Source organism: Streptomyces sp. NPDC002076 (genome assembly GCF_053593835.1).
In genome coordinates, this window is record NZ_JBSFDI010000006.1 from 18,175 (window position 1) to 44,138 (window position 25,964).

Sequence of the window (25,964 nt, forward strand, 5' to 3'; positions counted from 1 at the left end):
GCGCCGGTCCGTTCGTCAGTGCCGGGCCGTAAAATCTGTCCTACTGTGTCTGACTTCCTCAACGCCCCCGAAGCCCCCTCGCCGGCCACCCACATCCCCGGCGTGTCCGTCCGGCACACCCGGGCCAAGGGGGAGCCACGCTTTCCGGACGGTCCCAAGGCCGATCCCGCCGGGTCGCACTTCGAGCGGCGGATCCGGAGTTTTCAGCCGCGGCGCAGCCGGGTGACCGCCGGGCAGGCGGACGCCCTGCAGCGGCTGTGGCCCAAGTGGGGCCTGGACATCGACGGGCAGCAGATCATCGACCTCGGCGAGCTGTTCGGGAACGACCGGCCCGTCGTCCTGGAGATCGGGTTCGGGATGGGCGAGGCCACCGCGCAGATGGCCGCCGCCGACCCGGAGACCAACATCCTCGCCGTCGACGTGCATACCCCGGGCCAGGGCAATCTGCTGGCTCTCGCCGACCGGAACGGGCTGTCCCACGTCCGCGTGGGCAACGGCGACGCGATCATCCTGCTCCGCGAGATGCTCACCCCCGACTCGCTCGACGGGCTGCGGGTCTACTTCCCGGACCCCTGGCCCAAGAAGCGGCACCACAAGCGGCGGCTCATCCAGCCCGAGTTCCTGACCCTCGCCGCGACCCGGCTGAAGCCCGGAGCGATCGTGCACTGCGCGACCGACTGGGAGCCGTACGCCGAGCAGATGCTCGAGGTGCTCAGCGCCCATCCCGACTTCGAGAACACGCAGGCGGACGGCGGTTTCGCCACGCGCCCCGAGTTCCGGCCGCTGACCCGTTTCGAGGGGCAGGGACTGGACAAGGGACATGTGGTGAACGATCTGCTCTTCCGTCGCGTACCGCATCAGGGCCGGTAAACCGCTCCAGCCCCGCGTCCCGACACCGTTAGGGTCGATGCCGTGGCCACCAGTCCTCCGTTTCCGACGTATCCCCCAGGCCCCCACGGCCCCGTGCTGCTCCGCCATCCGCACTGGTGGCAGCGCAGGTGGGTGCGGTACGGAGCACTGATCACACTGCTCGCGCTGTCCGGTCTCGTCATCCTCGCGCTGGTACGCAGGCAGACCGGCACCGAGGGGTTCCTCGTCGGGCTCGGTCTCGCCGTGCTGCCCGTGCCCTGGCTGACAGCCGCCTTCCGGTGGCTGGACCGGGTGGAGCCGGGGCCCTGGCGGAACCTGGTCTTCGCCTTCGCCTGGGGAGCGTGCGCGGCGGCGCTGATAGCCATCGTCGCCAACAGCTTCGCGACCAAGTGGATAGCCACCGCCACCGCCGACCCGGCCGGTGCCGACACCCTGGGCGCCACCGTGATCGCGCCCATCGTGGAGGAGTCCGCCAAGGCCGCCGCCGTCCTGCTCGTCTTTCTCTTCCGCAGACGTGACTTCACCGGGGTCGTCGACGGGGTGGTGATAGCGGGCATCACCGCCACCGGGTTCGCGTTCACCGAGAACATCCTCTACCTGGGTACGGCCTTCGGCGCCGACCAGGTCAGTGGCGGCCCCGGTATCGCCTCCGTCACCGCCGCCACCTTCTTCGTGCGCATCGTGATGTCCCCGTTCGCGCACCCCCTGTTCACCACCCTCACCGGCCTCGGTTTCGGCTTCGCCGCGTTCTCCGCCGAGCGGCAGCGCGCCCGGCGGGTGCTGCTGCCGCTCGGCGGTCTGCTGCTCGCGATGAGCATGCACGCCTTCTGGAACGGCTCCTCCACCTTCGGCGAGTTCGGGTTCTTTGCCGTCTACGGCGGATTCATGGTGCCCGTGTTCGGGCTGCTGACCTGGCTCGCGATCTGGACCCGGCAGCGGGAGCTGCGGACCGTCCGGGAGGAGCTGCCGGCGTATGTGCTGGCCGGGTGGCTGGGGCCGGCCGAGCCGCTCGCGCTCGGGTCGATGCGGGCGCGGCGGACGGCCCGTGACTACGCCCGGCACCACGGTGGCCGGCCGGCGGCGCGGGCGGTGGCCCAGTACGAGGCGTACGCCACCTCGCTCGCCTTCCTGCGGCACCGGGGCCGGAAGGGGAAGGCAGGGGCCGACTTCGTCGTACGGGAGCGGGAGCTGCTGGACGAGCTGTGGCAGCGGAGGGAAGTGGCCCGGCCGGCGTTGGAGTACGCCGCGCGAGTTGCTCCGCAGGTTCGGCCGATGTACGCGGCGCCCGTGCCGGCGCCTACGGCGTATTGGCCGGGTTACGGCTATCCGGCGGTGCCCTACTCCGCTTACAACCCGTACCAGTACTAGCCGGTCGGGTGGCGGAGGGTTCGGCACCGCCGGAATCCGCCGTCGTGGCTGAGCGCCGTCGCGGCGGAAAGAGGTCAGCTGTCGGCCGGAGAAGCCACCGGAAAGGTCAGGCCGACGCCTCCGTCAGGCTCGCCACTTCCTCGTCCGTCAGCTTCAGGTCCACCACGCCCAGCAGGGCCGGGAGCTGGTCGAGTGTGCGGGCCGAGGCGATGGGGGCAGTGATCGTCGGCCGGGCCGCGAGCCAGGCGAGGGCGACCGTGGCGACGGGGGCGTCGTGGGCGGCGGCGATCTCGTCGAGCGCCGCGAGGACCTTCTGGCCGCGCTCGGACTCGGCGTACTCCTGGGCGCGGCCCGCGCGGGCGCTGTCGACCTTGGTGCCGGGGCGGTACTTGCCGGTCAGGAAGCCCGCGGCAAGGGAGAAGTACGGCACGGAGGACAGGCCCTCCTCGGCGACCAGGTCCTGCAGCGGGCCCTCGTAGGTGTCGCGGGAGACGAGGTTGTAGTGCGGCTGGAGGGCGACATAGCGGGCCAGGCCCTCGCGGTCGGAGAAGTCGAGCGAGGCCTTCAGGCGCTCGGGGCTGATGTTGGAGGCGGCGATGTGGCGGACCTTGCCCGCCTTCACCAGTTCGTCCAGCGCGCCGATGATCTCCTCGACCGGGATCTCGGGCTTGTCGAAGTGGGTGTAGTAGAGGTCGATGTAGTCGGTGTCCAGGCGGCGCAGGGAGGCGTCGGCGGCGGCCTTGATGTTGGCGGCGGACAGCCCCTGGAACTCGGGGTGCTGGCTGACCTTGGTCGCGATGACGACGCGGTCACGGTTGCCGCGGGACTTGACCCACTTGCCGATGACCGTCTCGGACTCGCCGCCCTTGTGGCCCTCGATCCAGGCCGAGTAGGAGTCGGCGGTGTCGATGAAGTTGCCCCCGGCCGCCGTGTAGGCGTCGAGGACGGCGAAGGAGGTCTCCTCGTCGGCGGTCCAGCCGAAGACGTTGCCGCCGAGGCAGAGCGGGAAGACCTCGAGGTCGGAGGAGCCGAGTGTGCGCAGAGAAGTCATGCTCCACATCAACACCGGCGACGGATGATCGCATTCCGCCGCCGGTGCAAAAGTCCCTCGGACAGACGGCTGTCAGGGGGTGAGGCCCTTCTCGCGCAGCCAGGGCGCCGGGTCGATGGCGGTGGCCTGGCCGTTGGGGTGGACCTCCAGGTGCAGGTGCGGGCCGGTGACGTTGCCGGTGGCGCCGACCCGGCCGATGACCTGGCCGGTGGAGACCTTCTGGCCGACGGAGACGTTGATCGAGGACTGGTGGCAGAACCACAGCTCGGTGCCGTCGTCCAGGGTGATGACGGTGCGGTAGCCGTAGGCGCCGGCCCAGCCCGCCTCGGTGACCGTGCCGCTGTGGACGGCCTTGATGAGGGTGCCGGTGGGGGCGGCGAAGTCGAGGCCGGTGTGGTAGCCGGAGGACCACATCGCGCCGGGCTGCCCGAAGGTGCCGGTGATCGTGTACGAGACGACCGGCAGCGTGTACTGCTTGGCCAGCTCGGCGAGCCGCTTGGCCTCGGCGGCCTTCTCGGCGTCGGCCTCCGCCTGCTGCTTGGCGGCGGCGGCCTTGGCGGCGGCCGCCTTCTCCGCCTTGGCGGCCGCGTCGGCGGTCTGCTGGTCGGCGGCTGCGATCGCTGCGGCGGTGGCCTTGCTGTCGGCCTGGCCCTTCTGCTGCTCGGCCTGGGCCATGATCCGGTTGCGCAGGGCCTCGCCGGCGTTGCCGGTGTCGGCGCTGTCGGTGCTCACGCCCACCTTGCTGAGGCCGGTGGTGGCCTGGTGCGCGTCGGAGGAGCCGGCGCCGAAGACGTGCTCGACGGAGTCCAGGTCCGGCAGGGAGATGGAGACCGGCGGCTTGCCGGTGTTCGCGCTGGCCATGCCGCCCGCGCCGACCGCGGCCATCACGCCGACGCCGAGGACGGTGGAGCTGCGCGCGAAACCGCCGCGCTGTTTGGCGACGCGGTGCCGGCCGCGGAGCGGGGCGACGGAGTCCTCGGTGGGGTTCCACTCCTCCCAGGGCCCCTCCTCGGCGCGGTAGGCGCCGTAGCCGAAGGTCTCCGGCTGGGCTTGCGGGGGCATGAACGGGGCTTCTGGGACGGGCCGGTTGGACGCCACGCGGGCGTGCTCCTTTCCTTCCTCCGCCTACCGGGTTAGCTGACGGGTTCGGAGCAGGAAGGTCTCCTACGCGCGTATACCAAGTGCGGCATTCGCGCGATTCACCCCAAGGTGGTGGTTCCCCGGCTCCCTTGCGGGATTCGGCTCGTGCGCACGGAGCCGCCTCTTGTGACGGCTGGGACGACCGCGCTGCGTTATCGAACGTTAATAGACCTGACAGCCACTTTCCAAGCCGTTCGGCTTGATCATTAACGTTTTCGGCCGCGGACTTACCGGTCAGGAGCGCTGCAAATCGGGCGAGTTGACCGCCGTACATGAGTGTCGGCGTTTTTGATGGTGTCTCAGATGTTACGCGGAGGGCGGTCGTCCGGTCACCGTCGGTGAAGGTGATCGCCGGTGACCACGGGCCGGCGAGGGGGCCGTGGGCGGTGTGGCGCCGAGGGGATGAGCGTGTGGTGTACAGTAGAGACACAACGACGCGGGGTGGAGCAGCTCGGTAGCTCGCTGGGCTCATAACCCAGAGGTCGCAGGTTCAAATCCTGTCCCCGCTACTGAAGGCTCAGGGCCCGGAATCCCAAGGATTCCGGGCCCTGAGTGTTTGCGGGCTCAGCCCAGCAGATGCCGGTTCGGCGCCTTGGCGAGTTCCTCCAGCTCGGGCAGTGCGACGACCTCCACACCCCCCTTGACCAGCACCCCCGTACCGTCGGCTGCCGCGACGAACGTGTCCGGCTCCTGCCACGCCGTGACCACCCGCCGCACCCCCGCCCGAAGGATCAGCTCGGCACAGGGCGCGGGCCGCGAGGCACGCCGGGCACACGGCTCCAGGCTGCTGTACACCGTGGCACCGGCCAGCCGGGGATCCGCCGGGTCGACCTTCGCCAGGGCGGCCTCCTCCGCATGGACCACGGGATCCTCGCCCTCCCGGGAGTGGCCGCGAGCCAGCTCCGTACCGTCGGCTGAGACCACCACCGCGCCGACGCTGAACGCCGTCTCCGAGGGCGGGCACAGCGCGGCGAGTTCACAAGCGGTGCGCAGCCAGTGACGGTCGGCGGCGGTGGCGGCCGGGCCGGTGCCGGGGGCGGTGGGCTCGTAGCGCATGAGGACCACGTCCTCGATCCGGCGGGTCTCGGTCAGGCGCAGCCGGCCGGCCTGGTAGCCGCCGGGGCCGAACAGGCGGGGCGCGGCCGGGTCGCCGACGAACAGCGGCGCGAGGACGAGCTGGAGCTCGTCGGCGAGGCCCAGCTGCAGCAGCTGGGTGTGCACCGTGCCGCCGCCCTCGACCATGAGCCGTCCGACTCCGCGCACGTCGTGCAGGTGGGACAGCAGGGCCTCCCAGTCGAGGCCCGGACCGAGCGCGACGACGTCGGCGGTGTCGCCGACGCGGCGGACCGCCCGCTCGGCGCCCTCGTCGGTCGTGTAGACGAGCTTGTCGCCGCCGGTGTGCCAGAAGTTGGCGTCGGGGTCGAGGTCGCCGGTGGCGGTGACGGTCACCTTGAGCGGGTACTCCGGCTTGCCCGCCCGGACGCGGGCGGCGCGGCGCTCGGCGGAGTTGACCAGCAGCCGCGGGTTGTCGGCACGGATGGTGCCGGCGCCGATCAGGATGGCGTCGACGGAGGCCCGTACCGCGTCCACCCGGTCGAAGTCGGCCGGGCTGGACAGCAGGAGCCGGTCGGGGCCGGTGTCGTCGAGGTAGCCGTCGAGGGAGACGGCGGCGGACAGCAGCACGTACGGGTACGACATCGGCGCGGTCTCCTGCGAGGCGAGGCTCGGTTCAAGCTCGATCTTGGTTCAAGTTTGAAACAAACTTACACTGGCGGCATGACGACCCGCTGGCTCACCCCCGAGGAGCAGCGCGCCTGGCGCGCCTATCTCGCCGCGACGCACCTCCTGGAGGACGCGATCGACCGACAGCTCCAGCAGGACGCCGGCATGCCGCACCTGTTCTACTCCGTGCTGGCCAACCTGTCCGACGCGCCCGACCGGCGGCTGCGGATGACCGACCTCGCCGAGACACTGAAGATCACGCGCAGTCGGCTGACCTACGCGGTGACCCGCCTCGAGCGGGACGGGCTGGTGCGCCGGGAGGACTGCCGCTGGGACAAACGCAGCAGCATCGCCGTGCTGACGGACGAGGGGATGGCCGCCCTGGAGCGTACGGCACCGGGCCACGTCGAGACCGTGCGCGCCGCCCTGTTCGACCGGCTCACGCCGGAACAGGTGGGGCAGCTGGAGGAGATCTGCACCGGGATCGCACGCGGACTGCAGGGCGACGGCGCCGAGTCCGCGGCGGAGGACGTGCCCTGGCGGCGGCGCTCCTCGTGTTCCTCCTCCGACAATTGATTGCTTTAAGTTTGAAGCATGAGGTAGGGTCTCCCGGGTACGCTGCTTCAAATCTGAAGCAGCAGCCTCCGGAGGGACCCGCATGCCCGACACCCCCGCCGCCACGCCGCGTGCCCGCGTCCGGGTTCCGCTGCGCTTCCACGACGGCTACAGCGTCGACGCCGAACTCGTCACCTTCCACGGCCTGGCCGACGGCCAGGAGCACGTCGCCGCCGTCCTCGGCGACCCCGCCCCCGGCGCCGTCCCGCTGGTGCGGCTGCACTCCGAGTGCCTGACCGGCGACGTCTTCGGCTCCGCCCGCTGCGACTGCGGACCCCAGCTGCGCGAGGCGGTCGAGCGCATCGCCGACCGCGGCGGCGTCCTGCTCTACCTCCGCCAGGAGGGCCGAGGCATCGGTCTCTACAACAAGCTCGACGCGTACGCCCTCCAGGACCAGGGCCTCGACACCTACGAGGCGAACGCCGCGCTCGGCCTGCCGGAGGACGCCCGCGACTACACGGCCGCCGCGCAGATGCTCGCCGCCCTCGGCATCGGGGAGCTGGACCTGCTGTCCAACAACCCCGACAAGGCCGAGCAGTTGCGCACGCTGGGCGTCGTGGTCCGGGACCGGGTGCCGACCGGCGTCTTCACCACGGCCCACAACGTCCGCTACCTGCGCGCGAAGGTCGTCCACACCCGCCACACCCTGCCCCTGGCGGACCTGAACGCGGGCTGACCTCGGCGGGTAGTAGGAGGTTGGCAGATCTGTTCCACCCGCTGGGCTGTCCTCCCTCGCATGAGGCACGCGGTGCGGAAGCCGGCCGGCTGCATGCCGGAGTGGCGGCGTTCCTGCGGGCCTATGGGGCGGGAGGCACAGGGCTGGTGGTGGCGTGAGGCGGTGAGGGCCGGTCGGTGAGCCGAGGCGTCGTAGGCGTCAGTCCCACCAGTTGAACATCAGCTCGCCCAGTGTCTGCGGGCGCCAGTGGCGGACCGCTTTCAACTCCGCCTCCGGCAGCGCGCTCAGATCGACCCGCTCGATGGGCGCATCCGGCTCCGCGGGCTCCAGCAGTCGGAACCCGGCGTCGGCCAGCGGGCCAGCCCAGGGCGGGGGAGGGACGAACTCCCGTACCGGAGAGCCGGGTTCGAGTGCGGCGCCGCTGAAGGCGGCGACGGGCAGATGACGGTGGACCAGTACGACCGTGCCCGCGATGTCCGCCGCATCGAAGGAGGCGCAGAGGCCGACGTCCAGTCCCCGCACCGCGGCCCCGGCCGTCCGCGCCGCCGCGTGACAGGCACGGCGGAAGGACTTGAGGTCGGTTTCAAGCAGCGGGACCTCGCCGGCTCGGTGGAAGCCGGTGGCTCCGCGTTCGGCGTGGGTCATCGGGCTCCGCGGAGGAGGCCCTCCACCACCCGGCGTACCTTGCCGGCGGCGCTGTCGTCGCCGAGGCGCATGGCGATGTTGGCCGCGTTGCACACGGCGTCGATCTGGAACGCGGCCAGTTCCGCGTCCGGCGAGGGGACGTCACCGGCGCCGCCGGCCCGCCGGAGCTGGTCGGCGAGCAGTTTCAGCCATGCCTCGTGATGGGCGAGCAGGGTGTCGCGCACCACGCCGGGGCGGCTGTCGTAGGCGGGAAGGTTGGCGGACCAGAAGCAGCCGCCGGCGAACAGGGGCGTCTGCGCGTAGGCGATCCAGTGTTCGGTCAGCTCCCGCAGCCGGGCGGAGCCCGCCGGGACGGACCGCGCGGGCCGCACGACCGTCCGCTCGAACTCCCGGCGCGCGCACTCGGCGGCGGCCAGCTGCAGGTTCTCCTTGGTCCGGAACAGCGTCTGGACACCGCTCTTGCTCAGCCCCAGATCAGTGGCGAGGCGGCCGATGCTGAGCCCGTCGAGCCCTTCCAGCGAGGCGATGTCGACGGCGTGCCGGGCGACCCGCTGCCGGGCACGCGCACCGCGCAGCAGCCGCAGATCGGTCACCTCCGGCCCCTCCGCGCCCAGGACTTCCCGGCCCATGCCGCGCTCCGCACCCTGCCGTTCGCTTTCCATCACCGTCATCGTGCCACCACGAAGCAGGCAGGTGCCCGCGAAGGACCTCGTGGTGGACGGCCGGCTCATGCCGCCGGAACACCCAGCTCGGCCAGCAGACCGCGCACCCGCTGCTCGATCTCGTCCCGGATCGGCCGCACGCCGTCCACACCCTGGCCCGCCGGATCTTCGAGCCGCCAGTCCAGGTACCGCTTGCCCGGGAAGACGGGGCAGGCGTCCCCGCAGCCCATCGTGATCACCACGTCGGAGGACCGTACCGCCTCGACGGTGAGGATCTTCGGCGTCTCGGCGGAGATGTCGATGCCGGCCTCTCTCATGGCCTCCACCACCGCCGGATTGACCGCGTCGGCGGGTGCGGAACCTGCCGAACGGACCTCCACGGCATCACCGGCGAGGTGGGTGAGGAAGGCGGCGCCCATCTGGGAACGGCCGGCGTTGTGGACGCACACGAACAGCACGGAGGGACGCGGGGTGGGGGCAGTGGTCATCGCAGGTGTCCTTGCGGGCGGAGGGCGGTCAGGAGGAGGCGAGTTCGGGCTCGCCGTGCGGGACGACGACGTCGTCCGCCGCGCGGGCGGGACGTCCGTACACGACCGCCACGGCGGCCAGCCCGAGTACGGCGCCGAGCAGTTGTGCCGTGATGAACGGGGCGACGGAGGCGGGGGCGATCCCGGCGAAGGTGTCGGTGAAGGCGCGGCCGACGGTGACGGCGGGATTCGCGAAGGAGGTGGAGGAGGTGAACCAGTAGGCGGCACCGATGTAGCAGGCCACGGCCGGCGGGGCCAGGGAGGCGCGGCCGACGCGCTCCAGGCCGAACACGAGCAGGATCAGCCCGCCCGTGGCGACGACCTCCCCCAGCCACAGATGGCCGGCGGACCGGTCGTGGGTGGAGAACTTCACCAGCGGTTCGCCGAACATGGCGTCGGCCGGCACCGCACCGCCGATCGCCCCGGCAACCTGCGCGGGGACGTACGCGGCGACCTCCCGCAGGCTCGGCCCGGCGCCGGTGCGGCGGCCGGTGAACCAGGCCGCGAGGGTGACGACGGGGTTGAAGTGCGCGCCGGAGACGGGACCGAGCAGCGTGCTCAGCACGCCCAGGCCGAAGACGGTGGCCAGCGAGTTGGCCAGCAGTCGCACGCCGACGTCGTGGGAGAGCTCGGTCGCCTGGATGCCGGAGCCCACGACCACGGTCACCAGCAGCCCGGTCCCCACCGCCTCGGCCGCGACACGACGGCCGAGGGGCGCGGTCACGCCGTCATCCCGGAGGTCCGCGGCGTCAGGAACCCGGCGAGCTGGTCCAGGGCGCCGGGCAGCACCCAGTAGTACACCCACGTCCCCCTGCGCTCGCAGTCGACGAGACCGGCCTGGCGGAGCAGCTTGAGGTGGTGGGAGATCGTCGGCTGGGACAGGTCGAAGGCCGGCGTCATCTCGCACACGCAGACCTCGCCGCCCTCCCGCGAGGCGATCATGGACAGCAGGCGCAGGCGCACCGGGTCGCCGAGCGCCTTGAAGACCTTCGCCAGCTCGGCGGCGCGTTCCTCGTCCAGCGGCGCGGCGGCGAGATCCTGGCAGCAGGCGGCGGCGCCCTCCGCGCCGATCACCGCAAGCTCTTGTTTCGACATGCCTCTATGTTGACGTTTCTCGATCCAAGGCGCAAGGTTGCATCAACGAACGTCAATACAGGCCGGTCCCGGGGCGCCGCCATGCGTGCCCCGTCACTCTGGAGTGAATCGATGCGCGAGCAGCCCACCGACCTGCGCGAAACCGTCCGCCGGCGGTACGCCGCAGCAGCCATGCACGTCACCGAGGGCGGCACCGCCTGCTGCGGGCCCGAACCGGCCGAGGCCGACGAGAAGTTCGGCTCCGCCCGCTACGCCGCCGACGAGCGCGACGCCCTGCCCGCCGAAGCGGTCGCCGCCTCCCTCGGCTGCGGCAACCCCACCGCCGTCGCCGAACTCCGCGAGGGCGAGCACGTCCTGGACCTCGGCTCCGGAGGCGGCATCGACGTCCTGTTGTCCGCCCGCCGAGTGGGGCCGACGGGGAAGGCGTACGGCCTGGACATGACCGAGGAGATGCTCGCCCTGGCCCGCGCCAACGCGGCGAAGGCAGGTGCGGCGAACGTGGAGTTCCTCAAGGGCACCATCGAGGCGATCCCGCTGCCCGCGAACACCGTCGACGTGGTCATCTCCAACTGCGTGATCAACCTGTCCGTCGACAAGCCCGCCGTCTTCGCCGAGACCTTCCGTGTCCTGCGGCCCGGCGGCCGGATCGGCGTCTTCGACGTCGTCGCCGACGACGCGCTCACGCCCGAACAGCGCGCGCGGCGTGGCGACCACGTCGGCTGTATCGCCGGCGCGCTGTCCTTCGCCGAGTACCGCACCGGCCTGGAGGCCGCCGGGTTCACGGACATCGAGATCGCGCCGACCCACTCCGTCGCGGACGGCATGCACTCCGCCCTCGTCCGCGCGACCAAGCCCGCCGCCTCCGTCAGGTCGGAACATGTCCGCCGCTGAACGCCCGGGTCGAGGCCGGCCGTCAGCCGGCCTCGACCCGCCCGTATCCCTTGGCGTGCGCGTCGCGCGCCGCCTGCCCGACACCCTCGGCGGAAGCGGCCCCACTCCCTGCAAGGCACGCACGGGCTGCGCTGTCGGTGCGTGGCCGGCGCCGGACCGTCCGACCGCGGGCAGGGCCCCAGCGACCGGTCACCACCGTGGGCACGGACGGAGTGCGAGCGCGCGCCGAGGGAATCCGGCCTTCGGCCGTCAACTCGTTCGGCGCATGCAGCGCGCACGGAGAGCTGCGCCAGGCAACGATGGACACGCCCGTCGCCATCCGTCCGCCCCGCCCACTCAAGGGAGGCCGCCTTGGGACACGCTGTCGGTGATGTGCTGGGCCTGGCAGCCGGTGTCGCCGTCAGTCCCCTGCCCATCGTGGCGATCATCCTCATCCTGGCGACGCCCCGCGGTCACCTCAACGGCCCGCTCTTCGCCCTCGGCTGGGTCCTGGGCCTCGCCGTCCTGGGAGCGATCATGCTCGCCGTGGGCGGCTCGGGAGGTGCCTCCACCCACAAGCACCCGGCCACCTGGGTAGGGGCCCTGAAACTCGCCCTCGGTCTGCTCCTGGCTCTGTTCGGCGCCCGATTGTGGCGTCGGCGCCCCGCCGACCCCGCCCAGGCGCAGTTGCCGAAGTGGATGGCCGCGATCGACCGGTTCACCCCGCTGAAGATCCTCGGACTCGGGCTCGCGCTGTCGGCGGCCAACGCAAAGAACGCCCCTTTGACCATCGCCGCCGGTGCCTCGATCAGCTCGGCCGGAATCCCCCTCCCGCAACAGATCGGCGCCCTCGCCATCTTTGTGCTCATCGCCTCGATCGGCGTACTCGCACCGCTCGCCGTCTACCTGCTCATGGGCGAACGGGCGAAAAGCGTGCTCGGCGACTGGCGGGACTGGGCCACCCGCCACAACGTCGCCGTCATGGCGGCCCTCTTCTTCGTCCTCGGCCTCAAACTGCTCGGCGACGGCATCGGCATCGTCGCCTCCTGACCGTGTGGGCCGGGTTCGCGGGCGAGTCGGCAGGGAGCGCCCTCAGCGGTTGAGGTACGCCAGCACCGCGAGGACGCGCCGGTTGTCGTCGTCGGAGGGCTGCAGGCCGAGCCGTGTGAAGATCGAGGCCGTGTGCTTGGACACCGACCGCTCGGTGATCACCAGGTGCTGGGCGATGGCAGCGTTGGAGCGCCCCTCCGCCATCAGCGCGAGCACCTCCCGCTCGCGCGGGCTCAGCGCGGCCACGGGGCCGTCGGCGGAGTTGTGGGCCAGCAGACGGGCGATCACCTCGGGGTCCATCGCGGTGCCGCCTGCCGCCACCCGTCGCACCGCGTCGATGAACTGGGCGCCGTCCATCACCCGGTCCTTGAGGAGGTACCCCGTGCCACCCCGGCCGGCGGCCAGCAACTCACGGGCGTAGAGCTGCTCGACGTACTGGGAGAGGACCAGGACCGGAAGCCCGGCGGTGAGCCGGCGGGCCTCCAGTGCGGCGCGCAGGCCCTCGTCGGTGAAGGTCGGTGGCAGTCGTACGTCCACGATCGCCGCGTGGGGCTTCTCCGCCGCCACCGCGGCCAGCAGGTCGGGGCCGTTGTCCACGGCCGCCGCCACCTCGAATCCGTGGGCCTCCAGCAGGCGCGTCAGGCCGTCCCTCAGGAGGAAGAGGTCTTCGGCGATGACAACGCGCACGGGATCTCCATGTTCACGATGGTCGGACCGCCGGGCGGGCTGCTGACGGCGAGTACTCCGTCGAAGGCGGCGAGGCGACGCTCGACACCGCGCAGGCCCGTGCCGGCCGCGGGATCGGCCCCACCCCGGCCGTCGTCGGTGACGGTGATGCGCAGCGTACCCGTGGCCGCACCGCCGTCATGGCCGATCTCGATCCATATCTGCCGGGCCTCCGCGTGCTTGGTCACATTGGCCAGCAGCTCGCTCACCGTGAAGTAGGCCGCCGACTCCACCGGAGCGGGCGCCCGGCCCGGCAGGTCGGAGCTGAAGTGCAGCCGGTACGGCAGGTCGAGGGCGAGTGCGTGCACCGCGTCGGCCAGGCCCCGGTCGGCCAGTACCGGCGGATGGATGCCGCGGATCAGGTCACGCAGTTCCGCCAGCGCCCGCGCCGAGGACGCCTTGACCTCGGCCAGCATGCTCCGCGCCGCCTCGGGGTCGGTGGCCAACAGGTGTTCCGCCGTGTCCAGGGCCATTCCCATGGCCACCAGCCGGGCCTGCGCCCCGTCGTGCAGATCGCGCTCGATCCGGCGCATCTCGGCCGCCCCGGCGTCGAGGGTGTCGGACCGGGTCTGCGCCAGGTGGTCGACGCGTTGCGCCAGTTCCTCCTGCCGGCTGGGGCCCAGCAGATAGCGGGCCGACCGGCCGTACGCCGACATCAGCCGGGGCGCGGCCCACAGCACGAGCGGCAGCGCCGTCAGAAGCGCCGTCGTCACCGTGAGGAGTGCCAGGAACACATGCGCGTTGGCGGGCTGCAGCGTGGCGGAACCGAGGAACGTGCCGAGCAGCTGCACCGCGACGTAGAGGGGGATGGCGACCAGCGCGGCGAGGACACCGCCCACGCCTCCGGTGAAGGACGTCCACAGCAGGTCCCGCCAGGTCGCCGGGTCGGTCAGGAGCCAACGTGCCCACAGCCGGGATCGCCCCCACAGCGATCGTCCGCCCGTGGCGGGCGCGGCACGGTACGGCACCGGGACGGGCACCCCGCACCACGAACCCGCCATCCTCCGGTGCAGCCCGGCCACCCAGCGCATGCCCAGCAGGCTGCAGGGGAGCAGCGGCAAGCTGAGCCAGACGACGCCGTGGTCGCCGCCGGGCAGCGGCCCGTGGCGGACCGCCAGGGCGGCCAGTGTCAGGACCGGCGGGACCAGCAGCGCCGCCCAGCCCTTCCCGAAGACGCCCTCGCCGATCCGGCCCGCCCTGCCGCCGCGGACGAGCCGGCGTGCCCCCAGCACCGCGCAGGGAAGCAGGGCGAGGACCGTCAACAGCCAGAAGTGGTACCTGTCCTTGCCGGCGCCGCTCATCGCGGAGGCCGGCGGTTGCCACGCCCGGAACACCAGGTTGACCGCGAGCAGTCCGGGAACGGCCAGCAGGGCCGCGGCCCCGATCAGGCTGACGCCCCAGACCGCGGCCAGCCGGACCGTCGCCAGGACACCCCTGCCGATCCGGGACGGCTCGGGTTCCGGTTCCGATTCCCCTCGCACGCCGTGGTACGGGCTGCGGGGTCCAGGCCCGCTGCCCGGGCTGATCGCACTACCGCTCACGTCCGCTCTCCTCCGCTGTCGGTCCGGACCAGTGTGCGAGCCGGCCGTACCGCCCGGCATCGGTCCTGGGCCCCGGAACCGGGATGTAGCCAGCTACACCTCCAAGAGCCCGCTCAGCCCCGTGTCGGCGAACTCCCGTCTCTCCCTAGCTTCTTCGGCGGCTACGACGGACACCGCAGGAGCGGCGCCCCGGTCGTCGCCCCGACACGTGGGAGGACCCGTGACCGCACCGATCATCGAGATCCGCGACGCGAGCAAGAAGTACGACGGCGGCCCCCCGGCGCTGGCCGGCCTGGACCTGGAGGTGAACCCCGGCGAGGCATTGGCGGTTCTCGGGCCTTCGGGCAGCGGCAAGTCCACTCTGCTCAACCTGATCGCCGGGCTGGACCGGCCCTCCGAGGGCACCGTCACCGTGGACGGACTCCGTCTGGACGGGCTGGGCGAGGCCGAGCTGGCGAAGTACCGCAGGGAACGGATCGGGATGGTCTTCCAGTTCTTCAACCTGCTGGACGACCTGACCGTGGCGGACAACGTGCTGCTGCCGGCCCAGTTGGCGGGCCGGCCGCGCGCCCTGGCCCGCCACCGGGCGGCCGGCCTGCTGGAACGCCTGGGTATCGCCCGGCACGCGCGCGCTTTCCCCGGCCGTCTCTCCGGCGGTGAGCGGCAACGGGTCGCGGTGGCGAGGGCGCTGATGAACAGTCCGCGACTGCTGCTGGCCGACGAGCCGACCGGTGCGCTGGACAGCGCCTCCGCGATGGAGGTCCGGGACCTGCTGGCCGAACTGAATCGCGAGGGGCAGACGATCGTGCTGGTCACGCACGACACCGCGCTGGCGGCCTCCTGCGCGACCCGCACCGTCGAACTCGTCGACGGCCGCATCGCCCGCGACGTCGTGCGGACGGTGGCCGGATGAGCGCGCTGGGCAGGGTGGTCCGCGCCGGTGTCGGCCGACGCCGGATGCAGACCCTGGTGATGGTGCTGACCACGACGATGGCGGTGGCCGCGGCGGTGCTGGCGACCGGACTGCTGGTCGCCTCGCGGGCGCCGTTCGAGCATGCCTTCGCCAAGCAGCGCGGGGCGCAGCTGACCGCCTGGTTCGACCCGGCCGGGGCACCTGCCGCGCAGGTGGCGGCGACCGCACACGTCTCCGGGGTGACCGCTGCGGCCGGTCCCTACCCGGTGCTGTCGCTGTCCCCTCGGGTCGGGGCCAACAGGTCGGGGTTGCCGGTGGGCGGTGGCATGCCCGAGATGAGCGTGGTCGGCCGGGCGGACACCGGAGGGGCGGTCGACGACCTGGTGCTCACCGCGGGCCGCTGGGCCACGGGCGGCGGACAGATCGTGCTCAGTGACCGGAACACACCGCTGGGCCTGGGCGACCGGCTGTCCCTCCCGGATCTGCCGGGCAAGCCGGTGCTGACCGTCGTAGGACTGGCCCGGTCGGTGACCGCGACCGCGGACGCCTGGGTCTCACCGGCGCAGCTCACGTCCCTGACCGTCCGGGGCAGCAGGCCCGGTCTGCAGATGCTCTACCGCTTCCGCAGCGCCGCCACCGATGCCGACGTCAGCGCCGACCGCAAGGCCGTGGAGGCCGCCGTACCGCCGGGGTCGCTGACCGGGGCCTCCTCCTACCTCCAGACCGAACGGTCCGCGAACCGCACGGAGGCGACCTTCGTCCCCTTCGTGGTCGCCTTCGGGGTGCTCAGCCTGGTCATGTCGGTGCTGGTCATCGGCACGGTGGTGAGCGGCGCGGTCGGCTCGGCGACCAGGCGCATCGGCATCCTGAAATCCCTGGGCTTCGCCCCGGCTCTCGTGGTCCGCGCCTACGTCGCCCAGGCGCTGATCCCCGCCTCGATCGGCAGCGTTCTCGGCGTCGTGCTCGGCAACCTGATGGCGATCCCGGCCCTGCACGAGGCCCAACGCGCCTACAGCACGGGTTCCCTGGCCGTCGCACCGTGGATCGACCTGGTCGTACCCGCCGTCGCGCTGGCCGCGGTCGTGGCGACGGCCCTGGTCCCCGCGCTGCGCGCCGGGAGGCTGCGTACGGTCGAGGCGCTCGCCGTGGGCCGGACCCCGCGGGCGGCCCGGGGCCGGGCGGTCCAGCGGCGGCTTGCCGGGCTGCCGCTGCCTCGCGCCCTGAGCCTGGGGCTGGCGGGCCCCTTCGCCCGGCCCGCCCGTTCGGCGACGGTGGCGGCGGCCGTCGTCTTCGGCACGGTCGGGGTGACCTTCGGGACCGGCCTGGCGATCTCGGTGAACGGCGTCCAGAACGGGCTCGACCGCAGGGACGCGGGCGCGGTCACCGTCCAGGACATCGCACCACTGACCGGCAAGGGGTCGACGGACACGGTCGATCCGGCGCTGATCGCCGCGAAGATCGCGGCGCAGCCGGGCACCCGGCGGTACTTCAGCACGGAACAGACCCAGGTCCGCGTGGCCGGTCTGACCGGTTCCGTCTACGTGACCGCCTATCGGGGCTACGCGGGCGACTCCTCCTGGGGCGCCTACCAGTTGGTTTCCGGAACCTGGTTCCACGGCCCCGGCCAGGCGGTCGTCCCCTACGGCTTCCTGCGGGCCACCGGAACGCATGTGGGCGACACCGTCACCCTCACCGCGAACGGCCGCCGCGCGGCGGTGCGGATCGTCGGCGAGGACATGGACGTCCGCGAGGGCGGCATGGTCATGCTGACCGACAGCTCCTCCCTGACCGGCCTCCACCTCAGCATCCCCTCCGAGACGGTGCAGTTCGACATCGACCTGAAGCCCGGCACCGACCCCACGGCCTACGCGGCCTCGCTGGGGAAAGCCCTGCAACCGCCGGGCATCCTGGTGCTCCCGTCCGGTGACAGGATCAACCCGACGATCATCGCCATGGACGGACTGGTGGCGATGTTCACCCTGATGCTGGTCGCGGTGGCCGGGCTCGGTGTCCTCAACACCGTGCTGCTGGACACCCGCGAACGCATCCACGATCTCGGGGTGTTCAAAGCGCTCGGCATGTCGCCGAGGCAGACCGTCGCCATGGTGCTCACCTCGGTGGCCGGGACCGGGCTGGCGGCCGGTGCCGTCGGAGTGCCGGTCGGCGTGGCCCTGCACCAGTGGGTACTGCCGGCGATGGGCCGCGCGGCGGGCACCACCCTCCCGAAGGCGGACATGGCGGTGTACTCACCGCCTGTGCTGGCCGCGCTGGTACTGGGCGGCCTGGTGATCGCCACGGCGGGAGCCCTGTTGCCCGCGGGATGGGCGGCAAGGGCGAGGACGGCGAAGGCCCTGAGGAGCGAGTAGCAGGGGCGGGCGTTCCCACTGGAAGTGACGCGGTCCGTCGCTTCATGGGATGAACGTCACCTCCGGAAAGGCCCGGCTCGGGCCGTCGAGCAGGTGTCCTGGGCGGTGCCGAAGATGAAGGTCGAAGAAGGCGAGCGGGTACGCCTGCTGGATCCGCACCGCCCGGTCCGGATCGAGGGTGCCGATCCACCCCCGCAGATCCTCGTCGCTCATCCCGACGGCTGGTGCCAGTTGCGGGATCAGGAACTGGACATCGCAGTACGACGAGTGCACCGCGCCTTCCGCCTGGACGTTGAGCCGCCAACCCCGCAGGTGCGACCAGAACTCGGCGACGCTCGGCTGCGTGGCCCGGGGGAACTCGGCGGTCATCAGCATGAACGGCCGGTCCAGGTCGGTGGTGACCGTCGGCTGCATCGGCCCGTCGAAGCTCAGCCCGGCCCGGACGCGCCGGTCCTCGCTCATCACGAAGGCCGTCGCCGACGCGCCCTTCGACCAGCCGAACATGCCGATGCGCTGCGGATCGAGGGCGCCGAGCAGGCCGGCCGGCAGCGGCCGCTGCTCGGCGTCGGGGTTGCGCCCGGCCGCGAGGTCCTCGACGCGGTCGAGCACGAACCGGATGTCGGTGGCGAAGTCCCGCGGTGTCAGGGCGGGTCGGTCGAGCGGGACCGTCAGCCGGCCGTCGGGGAACACGCTGAACGCGTCGTATGTGTGGTCCACCGTGACCACCACATACCCGTGGCCGGCAAGCTCCTGCACCACGATGGTGGCGTCCGCACGGTGATCGTGAGCGGCGTGCGAGAAGACGACGACGGGCAGTCGCCGGCCCGTTCGCAGCACCGGGGCGCCCTCATGGCCGGCCGTGAGCGGCGCCACCGCGATGTCGGCCGGAAAGCCCGCCGACCCGAGGAGCGCCCGCGCCACGGCCGGAGACGTCCAGCGGGCCAGTGGATACCGCTCGACGCCCCGGGCGGGGTACCAGACGGCGGCCATCAACTCCCGGTGATGCCCGGGGCCGGCCACGGGATCGGGACGTGAAGTGTCGACGAGGTGCAGGGGCACCGTGCCCACCGGATACGGTCCGGTGGGCACGGGCAGGGTGAGCCGCACCGGGCCCGGGGCGGTCGAAGCCGCCCACGCGGGGCGGGCGGCGCCGATCGGCACGGCGGCCCCGACTGCCAGCGCGGCACCGAGCATGCGGCGGCGCGTCATTCCTTCTCGGTTCATGAACGGCGTGGTTGTCACGGGCCCTCCCTGGGTTTCTGGGCAGCACTGGGCCACGCGCGGCGCCCGGGCCACCGGCCCGGTCCGGCAGTGTTTCGGTCTTGAACAGCTCAGTGGCTCGGCGGAGTACGGCCTTCACGCGGCGCGGACATGAGATGGGCGAGCACGGCCAGCACGCGGCGGTTGTCGTCGTCGGAGGGGGCGAGCTCCAGCTTGGTGAAGATGCTGGTGCTGTGCTTGGACACGGCCTTCTCGCTGATGAAGAGCCGGTTCGCGATGGCGCTGTTGGAGCGTCCCTCGGCCATCAGCTCGAGCACCTGGCGTTCCCGCTCGGTGAGCCTGGACAGCGGCCCGCGTTCGCCACGGCCGCGGCGGCCGAGCAGCTTGGTGACCACTTCGGGGTCCATGACCGTGCCGCCCGCGGCGACCGTACGGATCACGTCGACGAACTGGTCGTCGCTGAAGACCCGGTCCTTGAGCAGGTAGCCGACCCCTCCGGCCTGGTCGGCGAGCAACTCCTGGGCGTAGATCTGCTCGACGTACTGCGAGAGCAGCAGGATCGGCAGCCCGGGGATCCGTTCCCGGGCGGTCAGCGCCGAACGGAGTCCGTCGTCGGTGTGGGTGGGCGGCAGCCTGATGTCCACGACGGCGAGGTCCGGCCGGAGCTCCAGCAGCGCGCCGAGCAGGCCCGGCGCGCTGTCCGTGGCCGCCACGATCTCGAACCCACGTGCCTTGAGGAGCCGGACCAGCCCCTCGCGGAGCAGGAAGAGATCTTCCGCGACGACTACGCGCACGGCACCTCCATGACCACGATCGTCGGCCCCCCGGGCGGGCTGCTGACCGCCAGGATGCCGTCGAAGGCCGCCAGCCGTCGCTCCACCCCGGCCAGCCCGGTGCCCCGGGCGGGATCCGCGGCGCCCACCCCGTCGTCGACCACCTCGATGCGCAGCAGCCCGTCCGTCCGGGCCATGCGGATCTGGAGGCCGTGCGCCGAGGCGTGCCGGACGGCATTGGTGACCACCTCGGCGACGGCGAAGTAGCAGGCCGACTCCAGCGGCGCGGCGAGCCGCTTCGGCAGATCGATCTCGGTCTCGCACGGCAGGGGCAGATCCAGCGCGAGCGCCCGGACCGCCTCCCCCAGGCCCCGGTCGGCCAGCATCGGCGGGTGCATCCCTCTGATCAGGCCGCGCAGTTCCTCCAGTGCCGCCGCCGAGGCGACACGGGCCTCCACGACCAGTGCGGCGGCCTCGTTCGGATCGCTGTGGATCATCTCCTCGGCGACCCGGAGGTTCATGCCGATGGTGACCAGCCGTCCCTGCGCGCCGTCGTGCAGGTCCCGCTCGATCCTGCGCAGTTCGGCGGCCGCGGAGCTGACCGCATCGGCCCGGGTCTCGGTGAGTTCCCGCACCCGCCGGGCCAGCGCCGGATCCGGCCCCCTCCCGAACAGCCGTCCGGCATCCGCCAGCACGGTCCTGGGCAGCAGCCAGAGCCCGAGGGCCAGTAGCACCGCCCCCTGGATGCCGCCGAGGACCGACGCATGGTGGGCGATCTCCAGGGGGAGGGACGGTGCCGGCCCGGGCGGAGAGCCGAACTTCCGCACCACCACCAGGTGTTGTCCGAACCCGCTCTGGGCGACGTCGTACGCCCCGATACCCACCAGCCCCAGCACAGCCAGGTTCGCCGCCGCCCTGGGCCACCGCACCAGCCCGGCCACGACGGCCGCCAGCAGCGCCAGTCCCGCCAGGTAACCCACCACTGCCGGACCGATCCCGGTGCCCGGTGACGCGAACTGCCACAGATCGAGACCGAGCAGGTCACCGGTCATCACCACGACGGCGGGCAGCAGCAGGGCCCAGCGCGCGGACCTCGACGCGTCGGCTCCGGCCAGACGCACGGGCCTGCCGTTCGCAGGCCGGAGCAGAGCCGCACCGGCGAGGGCGGCGAGCACCGGGACGCTCACACAGCCCACCAGGACGTTCAGCAGTGTCCGGCCATAGGAAGCAGAGGAATGCGTGAGCCAGTACGTCCATTCCAGCAGTTCGCCGGTCACCGCCGCGGCCACGGGCGGTAGCCACCTCCTGGGCGCGCGCGCCCCGGTCAGCAGCGTGGTGGCCAGCAGGCCGGCCATCAGGAGCGCCGCAGTAAGCAGCCCGTCGGGTTGCAGATCCGGCATGGTGACGACGTAGCCGCCCGTTCCGGCGGAGTTGTGCAGGGCGAACAGCAGGGTCGGCACACTGCCGTACGCCGCCGTACCCACCAGCCCCGCCACGACCGGCCAGCCGATCCGCCCGGCCGGTCGCGCGGTACGCCCCGGCCGGTCCCGCGCCTGCTCCGCCCTGAAGGCCAGCACCGCACACACCGCGGTCAACGCCACCAGCACGCCCGCCGGCCAGGGCGCCCCGCCCATCGGAAACGGCCACATGTCCGCCCCCCGTCTCGTCCTCCCGGCCACGCGCTGTGGCCTGGAGATCATGCTGCTGCGCGGGGTCCGGCAAGCGCCATGGGCCGAAACCTACTTCTGGGGTAGGCAAACACCTACCTTGCCCGCAGGCCGTCGTACCCGCGCCGGCGGTGGCGCACGAGCCCGAAAAAGAGACAGCACCCGAGCCGGCCAAAGCCGACCCGAGCGCTGCGCAGCAGGTCAGAGGGCATGTAGCCCGCCTGCAGACCGTAGGCCCTGTGGGACTCGAACCCACAACCAATGGATTAAAAGTCCTGGCCAGGACATGACGGGCTGTTCCGGACACTGCTTCGGTGTCCGGAACAGCCTGGTCAGAGCAGGTCCGGTCTGAAGACTGGCCTGATCAATCACGGTCAGTGCCACGTCGTCCGCTCACGCATCGCTCACGCAGGAATGCCCGCTGACCAGATGTCTCAGCGCCGCGTCGGCTCGCATCGGTCTCAGCGCAATCGCAGACCGCTTGACGGCGCGTTCATGCTCACGAAGGGCCTGATGGCATCGCCCCAGGCACCCCGACAAGCACCCCGCCGGGGATTGGCACAGGGGGTTGTCCAGGAGCCTGGGCCATAAGTCCCGGTTGCACGGTGACCTCCTTGCTCAGCGCCTTCCATGAGGTCCGGCAGTCGGTGTGAGCCGGCCGGGGAAAGATGATGCCGCCGGGCAACCCGACGTGTAGCGGCTGCCCCTCGGGCAAGAGTGTGAATCCCGCCTCGGCGTAGTAACGAGCAAGGTGGGTCCGAGAAGGCTCAAAGTCCGCAATCAGCAGTCGGCAGCCTGACTCGCGCAACTGCTCTTCGGCGCGCTGAAGAAGCTGCTGGCCAAGCCGCATTCCGCGTGCCTCGGGTGCAACCGCAAGCGCCTCGATGGTAGCCACCGTACGCGCCAGCCCGCTCCGAAGCAGCGAACCTATAGAGGGGTCCTGCAGCCAGTCGAACGGCGATACGGCGACCAAAGCTCCCAGGAGCTTGCCCTCCTTGTTTTCGACGACAAGGTCTACCGAGAGGCCGACCGACTGCGGCATGCCCTGTCCCGAGTCGATCACCCTCTCCAGACTCTCGAAGGACTCCGGATGATCGGGATCCACAGGGCGCACGAGGTCTCGAACCAACGCGCCTTCGCCGGGCCGAGCTTCGCGGATGCGTATGCCTTCACCGGCCAGCTGCCGCCGTACAGCGAGGGCTGCCGCTCTTTCTCTCGATCTACGTCCCATGGATGGATGGTGTCATGCACGGTGAACGGTCCTGCATAAGCTGATCACAAGACCTTCACCAGTGGCATGCTGAGGACGCCGCCAGCACCAACACCGGGGGAAACCTTGCCAGCGCCATTGGATCCGGACATCGCTGAAGCGCGCATGCGGGCGAAGGGGTGGGTGCCAACCATCCCTTTCCCTGGCGCTGACAAACCGTGGCCAGGCTGGTGCAAGTGGTGCAAAGAGCCTGGCAGGCCGCGCTACTCCAATGTCTGCTCGCCCAACTCCAAGCAGGGTCCATGCCGTCCGTGCAGCGGAGCACAGAAGAAGACCGAGGAGGAAGCGCGGGCGATCATGGCCGAGCGTGGCTTGGTGCCTCAGGTCCCCTACCAAAGCAACAACACACCCTGGGAGTCAGAGTGCGGGAACTGCCACGAGGTGACCTGGCCGACGCTGTCGAGCGTCAAGAAGGCGATCACCCAAGGACAGCCGAAGTGCTGTGACCGGTGCAGACGCAACGGCCCAATCCGTCCGGAGGTCGCTGAGGATCTGCTGCGCCGAGCGGGCGGCGAACCCCTCATGCCCTTCCCGGGGGTAAGGAAGAAGTGGCCGGCGCGTTGCCTCAATGCAGAGTGCCGCCGCGACATCGCCCCCTGGTTCGACAGCATCAAGAATGCAGGAACAGGCGCATGCTGCTACTGCGGTGGCTACGGCATCCGAGCCGACGACAAGGCGCTGGTTTACCTGATACTTCATGACCGGTACGCCGCAGGCAAGATCGGTATCGCCAAGTTCGGCAGTCGACGCATGGCCCTGCATCAGGGCAAGGGGTGGGTGCTCGATAGGCAGGTCACCATGCTCGGGGCTCAGGCTCGCGCCGTCGAAGGCCGCGTATTGCAACTGTGGTCTTCACTGGCCCTTCCCTACGGCGTTAGCCCCGCGAACATGCCCTATGCAGGCTTCACCGAGACCGTCAGCCTAGAAGCGCGCCCGCTGGAACAGTTGCGGGGCGACCTCGCCGACGCCTTGTTTGCCGAAGGCATACCGGCCTAGGTGACAGCCTCACGAAGTCCGACTCCACCTGCCCTGCGCCCTCCTTGGCGCCGCCTGCAGCCAGTGCTCGCAGTAAGGGGCATCTGAGGTACAGATGCCCTCATGCTCTTGAGATGGGAGCGTCGACACGCCAACCCACTTGATTCTCGTGCAGAATTGGTGGCTTGCTGGTATCGTCCTACCGTGGAAATCACTCTGCAGCAGGCAGTGAGTGATCTCCAGCAGGTGCTGGAGATCGTCCGGAGCGTCGCGCGCGAGGTGTACGCGACCAACGCCGACCGTCATGACCCGTCGCACGGGGACGACAACGGCACCTTCGCTCAGCTTGTCTGGCGGAACATCGCCAACCTCTCCTACCAGAGGCTCAACCAAGCAGGGATTCCGGTGCGAAAGGTGGCCGGCGGGGCCATCGAGGTCATTTCCAGCCCGTGGGTCGTGAGGATCTACAAGTTCCCGCTGACCGCCCCCAACAAGGTGCGGGACATGCTCGAACAGCTGAGCTGGGACAGCAGCGCCGCTCGCTTCCGAGGGGCCGTGCTGAACAGCGCCACGAAAGGGCAGCTGGCCTTCGACCATGACCCGGACTGGGCTGACAGCTTCGCTGAAGCTGTTCGGCAGGGGCACGTCCGTATCATGCACACGGGCGACCCGGAGACAGGGAACTGCGTCATCGAAGTGGGTCTGCCGCGCGACAACCGCGAAGGCGGCTCGCCTTGGCTTGATGGCACCGTCGAGATCCACAATGATCTCCAGGTGAGCCTCCCGGCTCCGCGGTCGGCAGAGGACGCTCTCCTCGACCAGGGCGGGCTGCCTCCGGCAGGACTTCCGGATCGAGACGACGAGCTGCCGTCTGAAACGGATTCCGACGCGGGCCGACCGGCTGCCGGGAAGGCGCCGAAGGTGCCCGACTACACAGACCTCGAAGAGAACGACCTGCCGCTTCGCTGGCGCACTGAAGAGACGCGCGATGCGCGCGAGAACACAGACTGAGAAACCATGCCGACACCGCTGCGAGGATCGAGAGGCGCTGAACTCGCCTCCCGCTCCTTCGAACCTGAAGCTCTGACCACAGCCCGTCAGCTTCGAGGACTCCGTAAGAATGAGCTCGCCAGGAAGGTTGGGCTCACGCCGGCAGCGGTCAGCCAGTACGAGCTGGGACAGAGTCGGCCTTCGGCCTCGGTCGTCGCGCAGCTGGCCATTGCTTTGGGGGTGCCGGCCACGTTCTTCGCTACAGGGCACCCGCATCCAACAGTGCCCAGCGCCGCCCACTTCCGAAGCCTCAGGGCGACGACACAGCTGCAACGGGATCAGGCTGTGGCCTTCGGCAAGATCGTCTGGCGGCTAGTTACGACGGTCGAGCACTACGTTGAGCTTCCCCCCGTAACACTGCCGCGCCTAGCCCTGCCGACCGAGCCGAGCAGGGCTGACATCGCGGCCGCAGCTCGCGATGCTCGCGATGCCATGGGCGTTCTAAGGGGACCGATCCCCCATGTGACCCGACTGCTCGAAGCCCATGGCGCCGTAGTCCTGGAGCTACCAGCCATGTCCAAACGGGTGGATGCCTTTTCGCATTGGTACGGGAGCAGGCCGCTGGTCTTCCGGAACCCTGCCAAGAATGACAAGGCTCGGTCGCGATTCGACGCAGCTCACGAGGCCGGACACTTGGTCATGCACCTTGATGCTGAGCCCGGAAGCCGCATCGTCGAGAACCAGGCGCATGACTTCGCCGCTGAGTTCTTGATGCCAGAGGCCGAGATCCTTGAAGAGCTGCCGCAGAGACTGGACTGGGAAGCGCTCTACGCGCTGAAGCGACGCTGGGGTACTTCCCTTAAGGCCCTCGTCTACCGTGCTCATGCCCTCGGTGCCTTCCGGGAGACGACATACAAGCGCGCCATGATGATGCTCTCTCAGCACGGCGATCCAGAGCCGTGTGACCTTGGCCCCCGCGAAGCACCCCTCTTGCTTGAGAAGGCGGTCCGCCTCTGCGATGAGACAGGCGTTTCGTTCGATGAACTTGTCTCACGCTCGGGCTTGCCCTTCGAGTTGGCGAACGAGGTCTACGCCACCGCGACCATGACGAGGCCGCGACTTGCACTGGATGCAACCGAGGAGAGTGATAAGGCGACCGTCCCCGAGGTGCTGACGCTATTCCCAGGCTGATCGTCGTAGTTAAAGCAGTTGGGCTTCACCCGCTCCTTGC

25 protein-coding genes, 1 tRNA gene, 1 pseudogene and 1 riboswitch are annotated in these 25,964 nt (G+C 70.8%); of the genes and pseudogenes, 13 read left to right on the forward strand and 14 right to left on the reverse strand.

Annotation, left to right across the window (positions count from 1 at the left end; genetic code table 11):
- Window positions 1-45: 45 nt before the first annotated feature.
- Both trmB and ACWCQS_RS14455 read left to right on the forward strand, forming a co-directional pair.
- Entirely contained in the window at window positions 46-870 is an 825-nt protein-coding gene (gene trmB, locus ACWCQS_RS14450; RefSeq protein WP_451004749.1) for a tRNA (guanosine(46)-N7)-methyltransferase TrmB, read from the forward strand.
- 42 nt (window positions 871-912) lie between these two features.
- Complete coding sequence (locus ACWCQS_RS14455) at window positions 913-2,238, forward strand: PrsW family intramembrane metalloprotease (protein WP_451004750.1); 1,326 nt, start codon at window positions 913-915, stop codon at window positions 2,236-2,238.
- A gap of 106 nt (window positions 2,239-2,344) precedes the next feature.
- Here ACWCQS_RS14455 and ACWCQS_RS14460 read toward each other — a convergent pair whose 3' ends face one another.
- Together ACWCQS_RS14460 and ACWCQS_RS14465 are read right to left on the reverse strand one after the other, a co-directional pair.
- Window positions 2,345-3,289, reverse strand: coding sequence for an aldo/keto reductase (locus tag ACWCQS_RS14460; protein WP_451004751.1), 945 nt, complete (start codon window positions 3,287-3,289; stop codon window positions 2,345-2,347).
- A gap of 72 nt (window positions 3,290-3,361) precedes the next feature.
- A complete protein-coding gene (locus tag ACWCQS_RS14465) occupies window positions 3,362-4,387 on the reverse strand; it encodes a M23 family metallopeptidase (protein WP_451004752.1) in 1,026 nt (341 codons plus the stop codon).
- A gap of 9 nt (window positions 4,388-4,396) precedes the next feature.
- A riboswitch (cyclic di-AMP (ydaO/yuaA leader) is annotated at window positions 4,397-4,543 on the reverse strand.
- A 321-nt stretch (window positions 4,544-4,864) separates the two neighbouring features.
- On the opposite strand from ACWCQS_RS14465, the gene ACWCQS_RS14470 reads away from it, so the two are divergent.
- Window positions 4,865-4,938: transfer RNA gene (locus tag ACWCQS_RS14470), tRNA-Met, on the forward strand.
- A 55-nt stretch (window positions 4,939-4,993) separates the two neighbouring features.
- On the opposite strand, the gene ACWCQS_RS14475 is transcribed toward ACWCQS_RS14470, so the two are convergent.
- Window positions 4,994-6,127, reverse strand: coding sequence for a dihydrofolate reductase family protein (locus tag ACWCQS_RS14475; RefSeq protein ID WP_451004753.1), 1,134 nt, complete (start codon window positions 6,125-6,127; stop codon window positions 4,994-4,996).
- Between the two features lie 78 nt (window positions 6,128-6,205).
- Here ACWCQS_RS14475 and ACWCQS_RS14480 point away from each other — a divergent pair, with 78 nt between their 5' ends.
- Window positions 6,206-6,727 carry a MarR family winged helix-turn-helix transcriptional regulator gene (locus ACWCQS_RS14480; RefSeq protein WP_451004754.1) on the forward strand — a complete coding sequence of 174 codons (522 nt, stop codon included), beginning with the start codon at window positions 6,206-6,208 and terminating at the stop codon, window positions 6,725-6,727.
- Window positions 6,728-6,809: 82 nt separating this feature from the next.
- Window positions 6,810-7,442, forward strand: a complete 633-nt coding sequence (locus tag ACWCQS_RS14485) for a GTP cyclohydrolase II (RefSeq protein WP_451004755.1) — start codon at window positions 6,810-6,812, stop codon at window positions 7,440-7,442.
- 198 nt (window positions 7,443-7,640) lie between these two features.
- Here ACWCQS_RS14485 and ACWCQS_RS14490 read toward each other — a convergent pair whose 3' ends face one another.
- The 5 genes from ACWCQS_RS14490 to ACWCQS_RS14510 form a co-directional block, all read right to left on the reverse strand.
- Window positions 7,641-8,087, reverse strand: a complete 447-nt coding sequence (locus ACWCQS_RS14490) for a hypothetical protein (RefSeq protein WP_451004756.1) — start codon at window positions 8,085-8,087, stop codon at window positions 7,641-7,643.
- The gene (locus ACWCQS_RS14495) at window positions 8,084-8,749 is read right to left on the reverse strand and encodes a TetR/AcrR family transcriptional regulator (RefSeq protein WP_451004757.1); all 666 of its coding nucleotides are present in this window, start codon (window positions 8,747-8,749) and stop codon (window positions 8,084-8,086) included. The genes ACWCQS_RS14490 and ACWCQS_RS14495 overlap by 4 nt, the downstream gene beginning before the upstream one ends.
- A gap of 65 nt (window positions 8,750-8,814) precedes the next feature.
- On the reverse strand, window positions 8,815-9,237 hold the full coding sequence (locus tag ACWCQS_RS14500) for an arsenate reductase ArsC (protein ID WP_451004758.1): 423 nt from the start codon (window positions 9,235-9,237) through the stop codon (window positions 8,815-8,817).
- Between the two features lie 28 nt (window positions 9,238-9,265).
- The gene (locus ACWCQS_RS14505; RefSeq protein WP_451004759.1) at window positions 9,266-10,000 is read right to left on the reverse strand and encodes an aquaporin; all 735 of its coding nucleotides are present in this window, start codon (window positions 9,998-10,000) and stop codon (window positions 9,266-9,268) included.
- Window positions 9,997-10,371 (reverse strand): ArsR/SmtB family transcription factor, encoded by a 375-nt coding sequence (locus ACWCQS_RS14510; RefSeq protein ID WP_451004760.1) that lies wholly within the window; start codon window positions 10,369-10,371, stop codon window positions 9,997-9,999. The genes ACWCQS_RS14505 and ACWCQS_RS14510 overlap by 4 nt, the downstream gene beginning before the upstream one ends.
- 111 nt (window positions 10,372-10,482) lie before the next feature.
- Between ACWCQS_RS14510 and arsM the strand changes: the two genes are divergently transcribed.
- Both arsM and ACWCQS_RS14520 read left to right on the forward strand, forming a co-directional pair.
- Window positions 10,483-11,262 carry an arsenite methyltransferase gene (arsM, locus tag ACWCQS_RS14515; protein WP_451004761.1) on the forward strand — a complete coding sequence of 260 codons (780 nt, stop codon included), beginning with the start codon at window positions 10,483-10,485 and terminating at the stop codon, window positions 11,260-11,262.
- 351 nt (window positions 11,263-11,613) lie between these two features.
- Window positions 11,614-12,291, forward strand: coding sequence for a GAP family protein (locus ACWCQS_RS14520; RefSeq protein WP_451004762.1), 678 nt, complete (start codon window positions 11,614-11,616; stop codon window positions 12,289-12,291).
- Between the two features lie 42 nt (window positions 12,292-12,333).
- On the opposite strand, the gene ACWCQS_RS14525 is transcribed toward ACWCQS_RS14520, so the two are convergent.
- Together ACWCQS_RS14525 and ACWCQS_RS14530 are read right to left on the reverse strand one after the other, a co-directional pair.
- On the reverse strand, window positions 12,334-12,978 hold the full coding sequence (locus ACWCQS_RS14525) for a response regulator transcription factor (RefSeq protein WP_451004763.1): 645 nt from the start codon (window positions 12,976-12,978) through the stop codon (window positions 12,334-12,336).
- Complete coding sequence (locus ACWCQS_RS14530) at window positions 12,942-14,558, reverse strand: histidine kinase (RefSeq protein ID WP_451004764.1); 1,617 nt, start codon at window positions 14,556-14,558, stop codon at window positions 12,942-12,944. Before ACWCQS_RS14530 ends, ACWCQS_RS14525 begins: the two co-directional genes overlap by 37 nt.
- A gap of 220 nt (window positions 14,559-14,778) precedes the next feature.
- Between ACWCQS_RS14530 and ACWCQS_RS14535 the strand changes: the two genes are divergently transcribed.
- Window positions 14,779-15,471: an ABC transporter ATP-binding protein gene (locus ACWCQS_RS14535; RefSeq protein WP_451004765.1), complete on the forward strand. Its 693-nt coding sequence runs from the start codon at window positions 14,779-14,781 to the stop codon at window positions 15,469-15,471.
- Window positions 15,468-17,837: an FtsX-like permease family protein gene (locus tag ACWCQS_RS14540; RefSeq protein ID WP_451004766.1), complete on the forward strand. Its 2,370-nt coding sequence runs from the start codon at window positions 15,468-15,470 to the stop codon at window positions 17,835-17,837. The genes ACWCQS_RS14535 and ACWCQS_RS14540 overlap by 4 nt, the downstream gene beginning before the upstream one ends.
- 42 nt (window positions 17,838-17,879) lie before the next feature.
- Here the strand turns inward: ACWCQS_RS14540 and ACWCQS_RS14545 are convergent, their stop codons facing one another.
- The 4 genes from ACWCQS_RS14545 to ACWCQS_RS14560 form a co-directional block, all read right to left on the reverse strand.
- On the reverse strand, window positions 17,880-19,079 hold the full coding sequence (locus ACWCQS_RS14545) for an alpha/beta hydrolase family protein (RefSeq protein WP_451004767.1): 1,200 nt from the start codon (window positions 19,077-19,079) through the stop codon (window positions 17,880-17,882).
- 89 nt (window positions 19,080-19,168) lie between these two features.
- On the reverse strand, window positions 19,169-19,852 hold the full coding sequence (locus tag ACWCQS_RS14550) for a LuxR C-terminal-related transcriptional regulator (protein ID WP_451004768.1): 684 nt from the start codon (window positions 19,850-19,852) through the stop codon (window positions 19,169-19,171).
- Window positions 19,843-21,480, reverse strand: a complete 1,638-nt coding sequence (locus ACWCQS_RS14555; protein ID WP_451004769.1) for a sensor histidine kinase — start codon at window positions 21,478-21,480, stop codon at window positions 19,843-19,845. Before ACWCQS_RS14555 ends, ACWCQS_RS14550 begins: the two co-directional genes overlap by 10 nt.
- A 517-nt stretch (window positions 21,481-21,997) precedes the next feature.
- Window positions 21,998-22,729, reverse strand: coding sequence for a GNAT family N-acetyltransferase (locus ACWCQS_RS14560; RefSeq protein WP_451004770.1), 732 nt, complete (start codon window positions 22,727-22,729; stop codon window positions 21,998-22,000).
- A gap of 336 nt (window positions 22,730-23,065) precedes the next feature.
- Between ACWCQS_RS14560 and ACWCQS_RS14565 the strand changes: the two genes are divergently transcribed.
- The 4 genes and pseudogenes from ACWCQS_RS14565 (at window position 23,066) to ACWCQS_RS14580 (ending at window position 25,924) form a co-directional block, all read left to right on the forward strand.
- Window positions 23,066-23,764: a hypothetical protein gene (locus tag ACWCQS_RS14565; protein WP_451004771.1), complete on the forward strand. Its 699-nt coding sequence runs from the start codon at window positions 23,066-23,068 to the stop codon at window positions 23,762-23,764.
- 183 nt (window positions 23,765-23,947) lie between these two features.
- Window positions 23,948-24,754, forward strand: coding sequence for a hypothetical protein (locus tag ACWCQS_RS14570; protein WP_451004772.1), 807 nt, complete (start codon window positions 23,948-23,950; stop codon window positions 24,752-24,754).
- Between the two features lie 6 nt (window positions 24,755-24,760).
- Window positions 24,761-24,976, forward strand: a pseudogene (locus ACWCQS_RS14575) (helix-turn-helix domain-containing protein); the annotation flags it as partial.
- Window positions 24,977-25,078: 102 nt separating this feature from the next.
- Window positions 25,079-25,924: an ImmA/IrrE family metallo-endopeptidase gene (locus ACWCQS_RS14580; RefSeq protein WP_451005071.1), complete on the forward strand. Its 846-nt coding sequence runs from the start codon at window positions 25,079-25,081 to the stop codon at window positions 25,922-25,924.
- Window positions 25,925-25,964 lie beyond the last annotated feature (40 nt).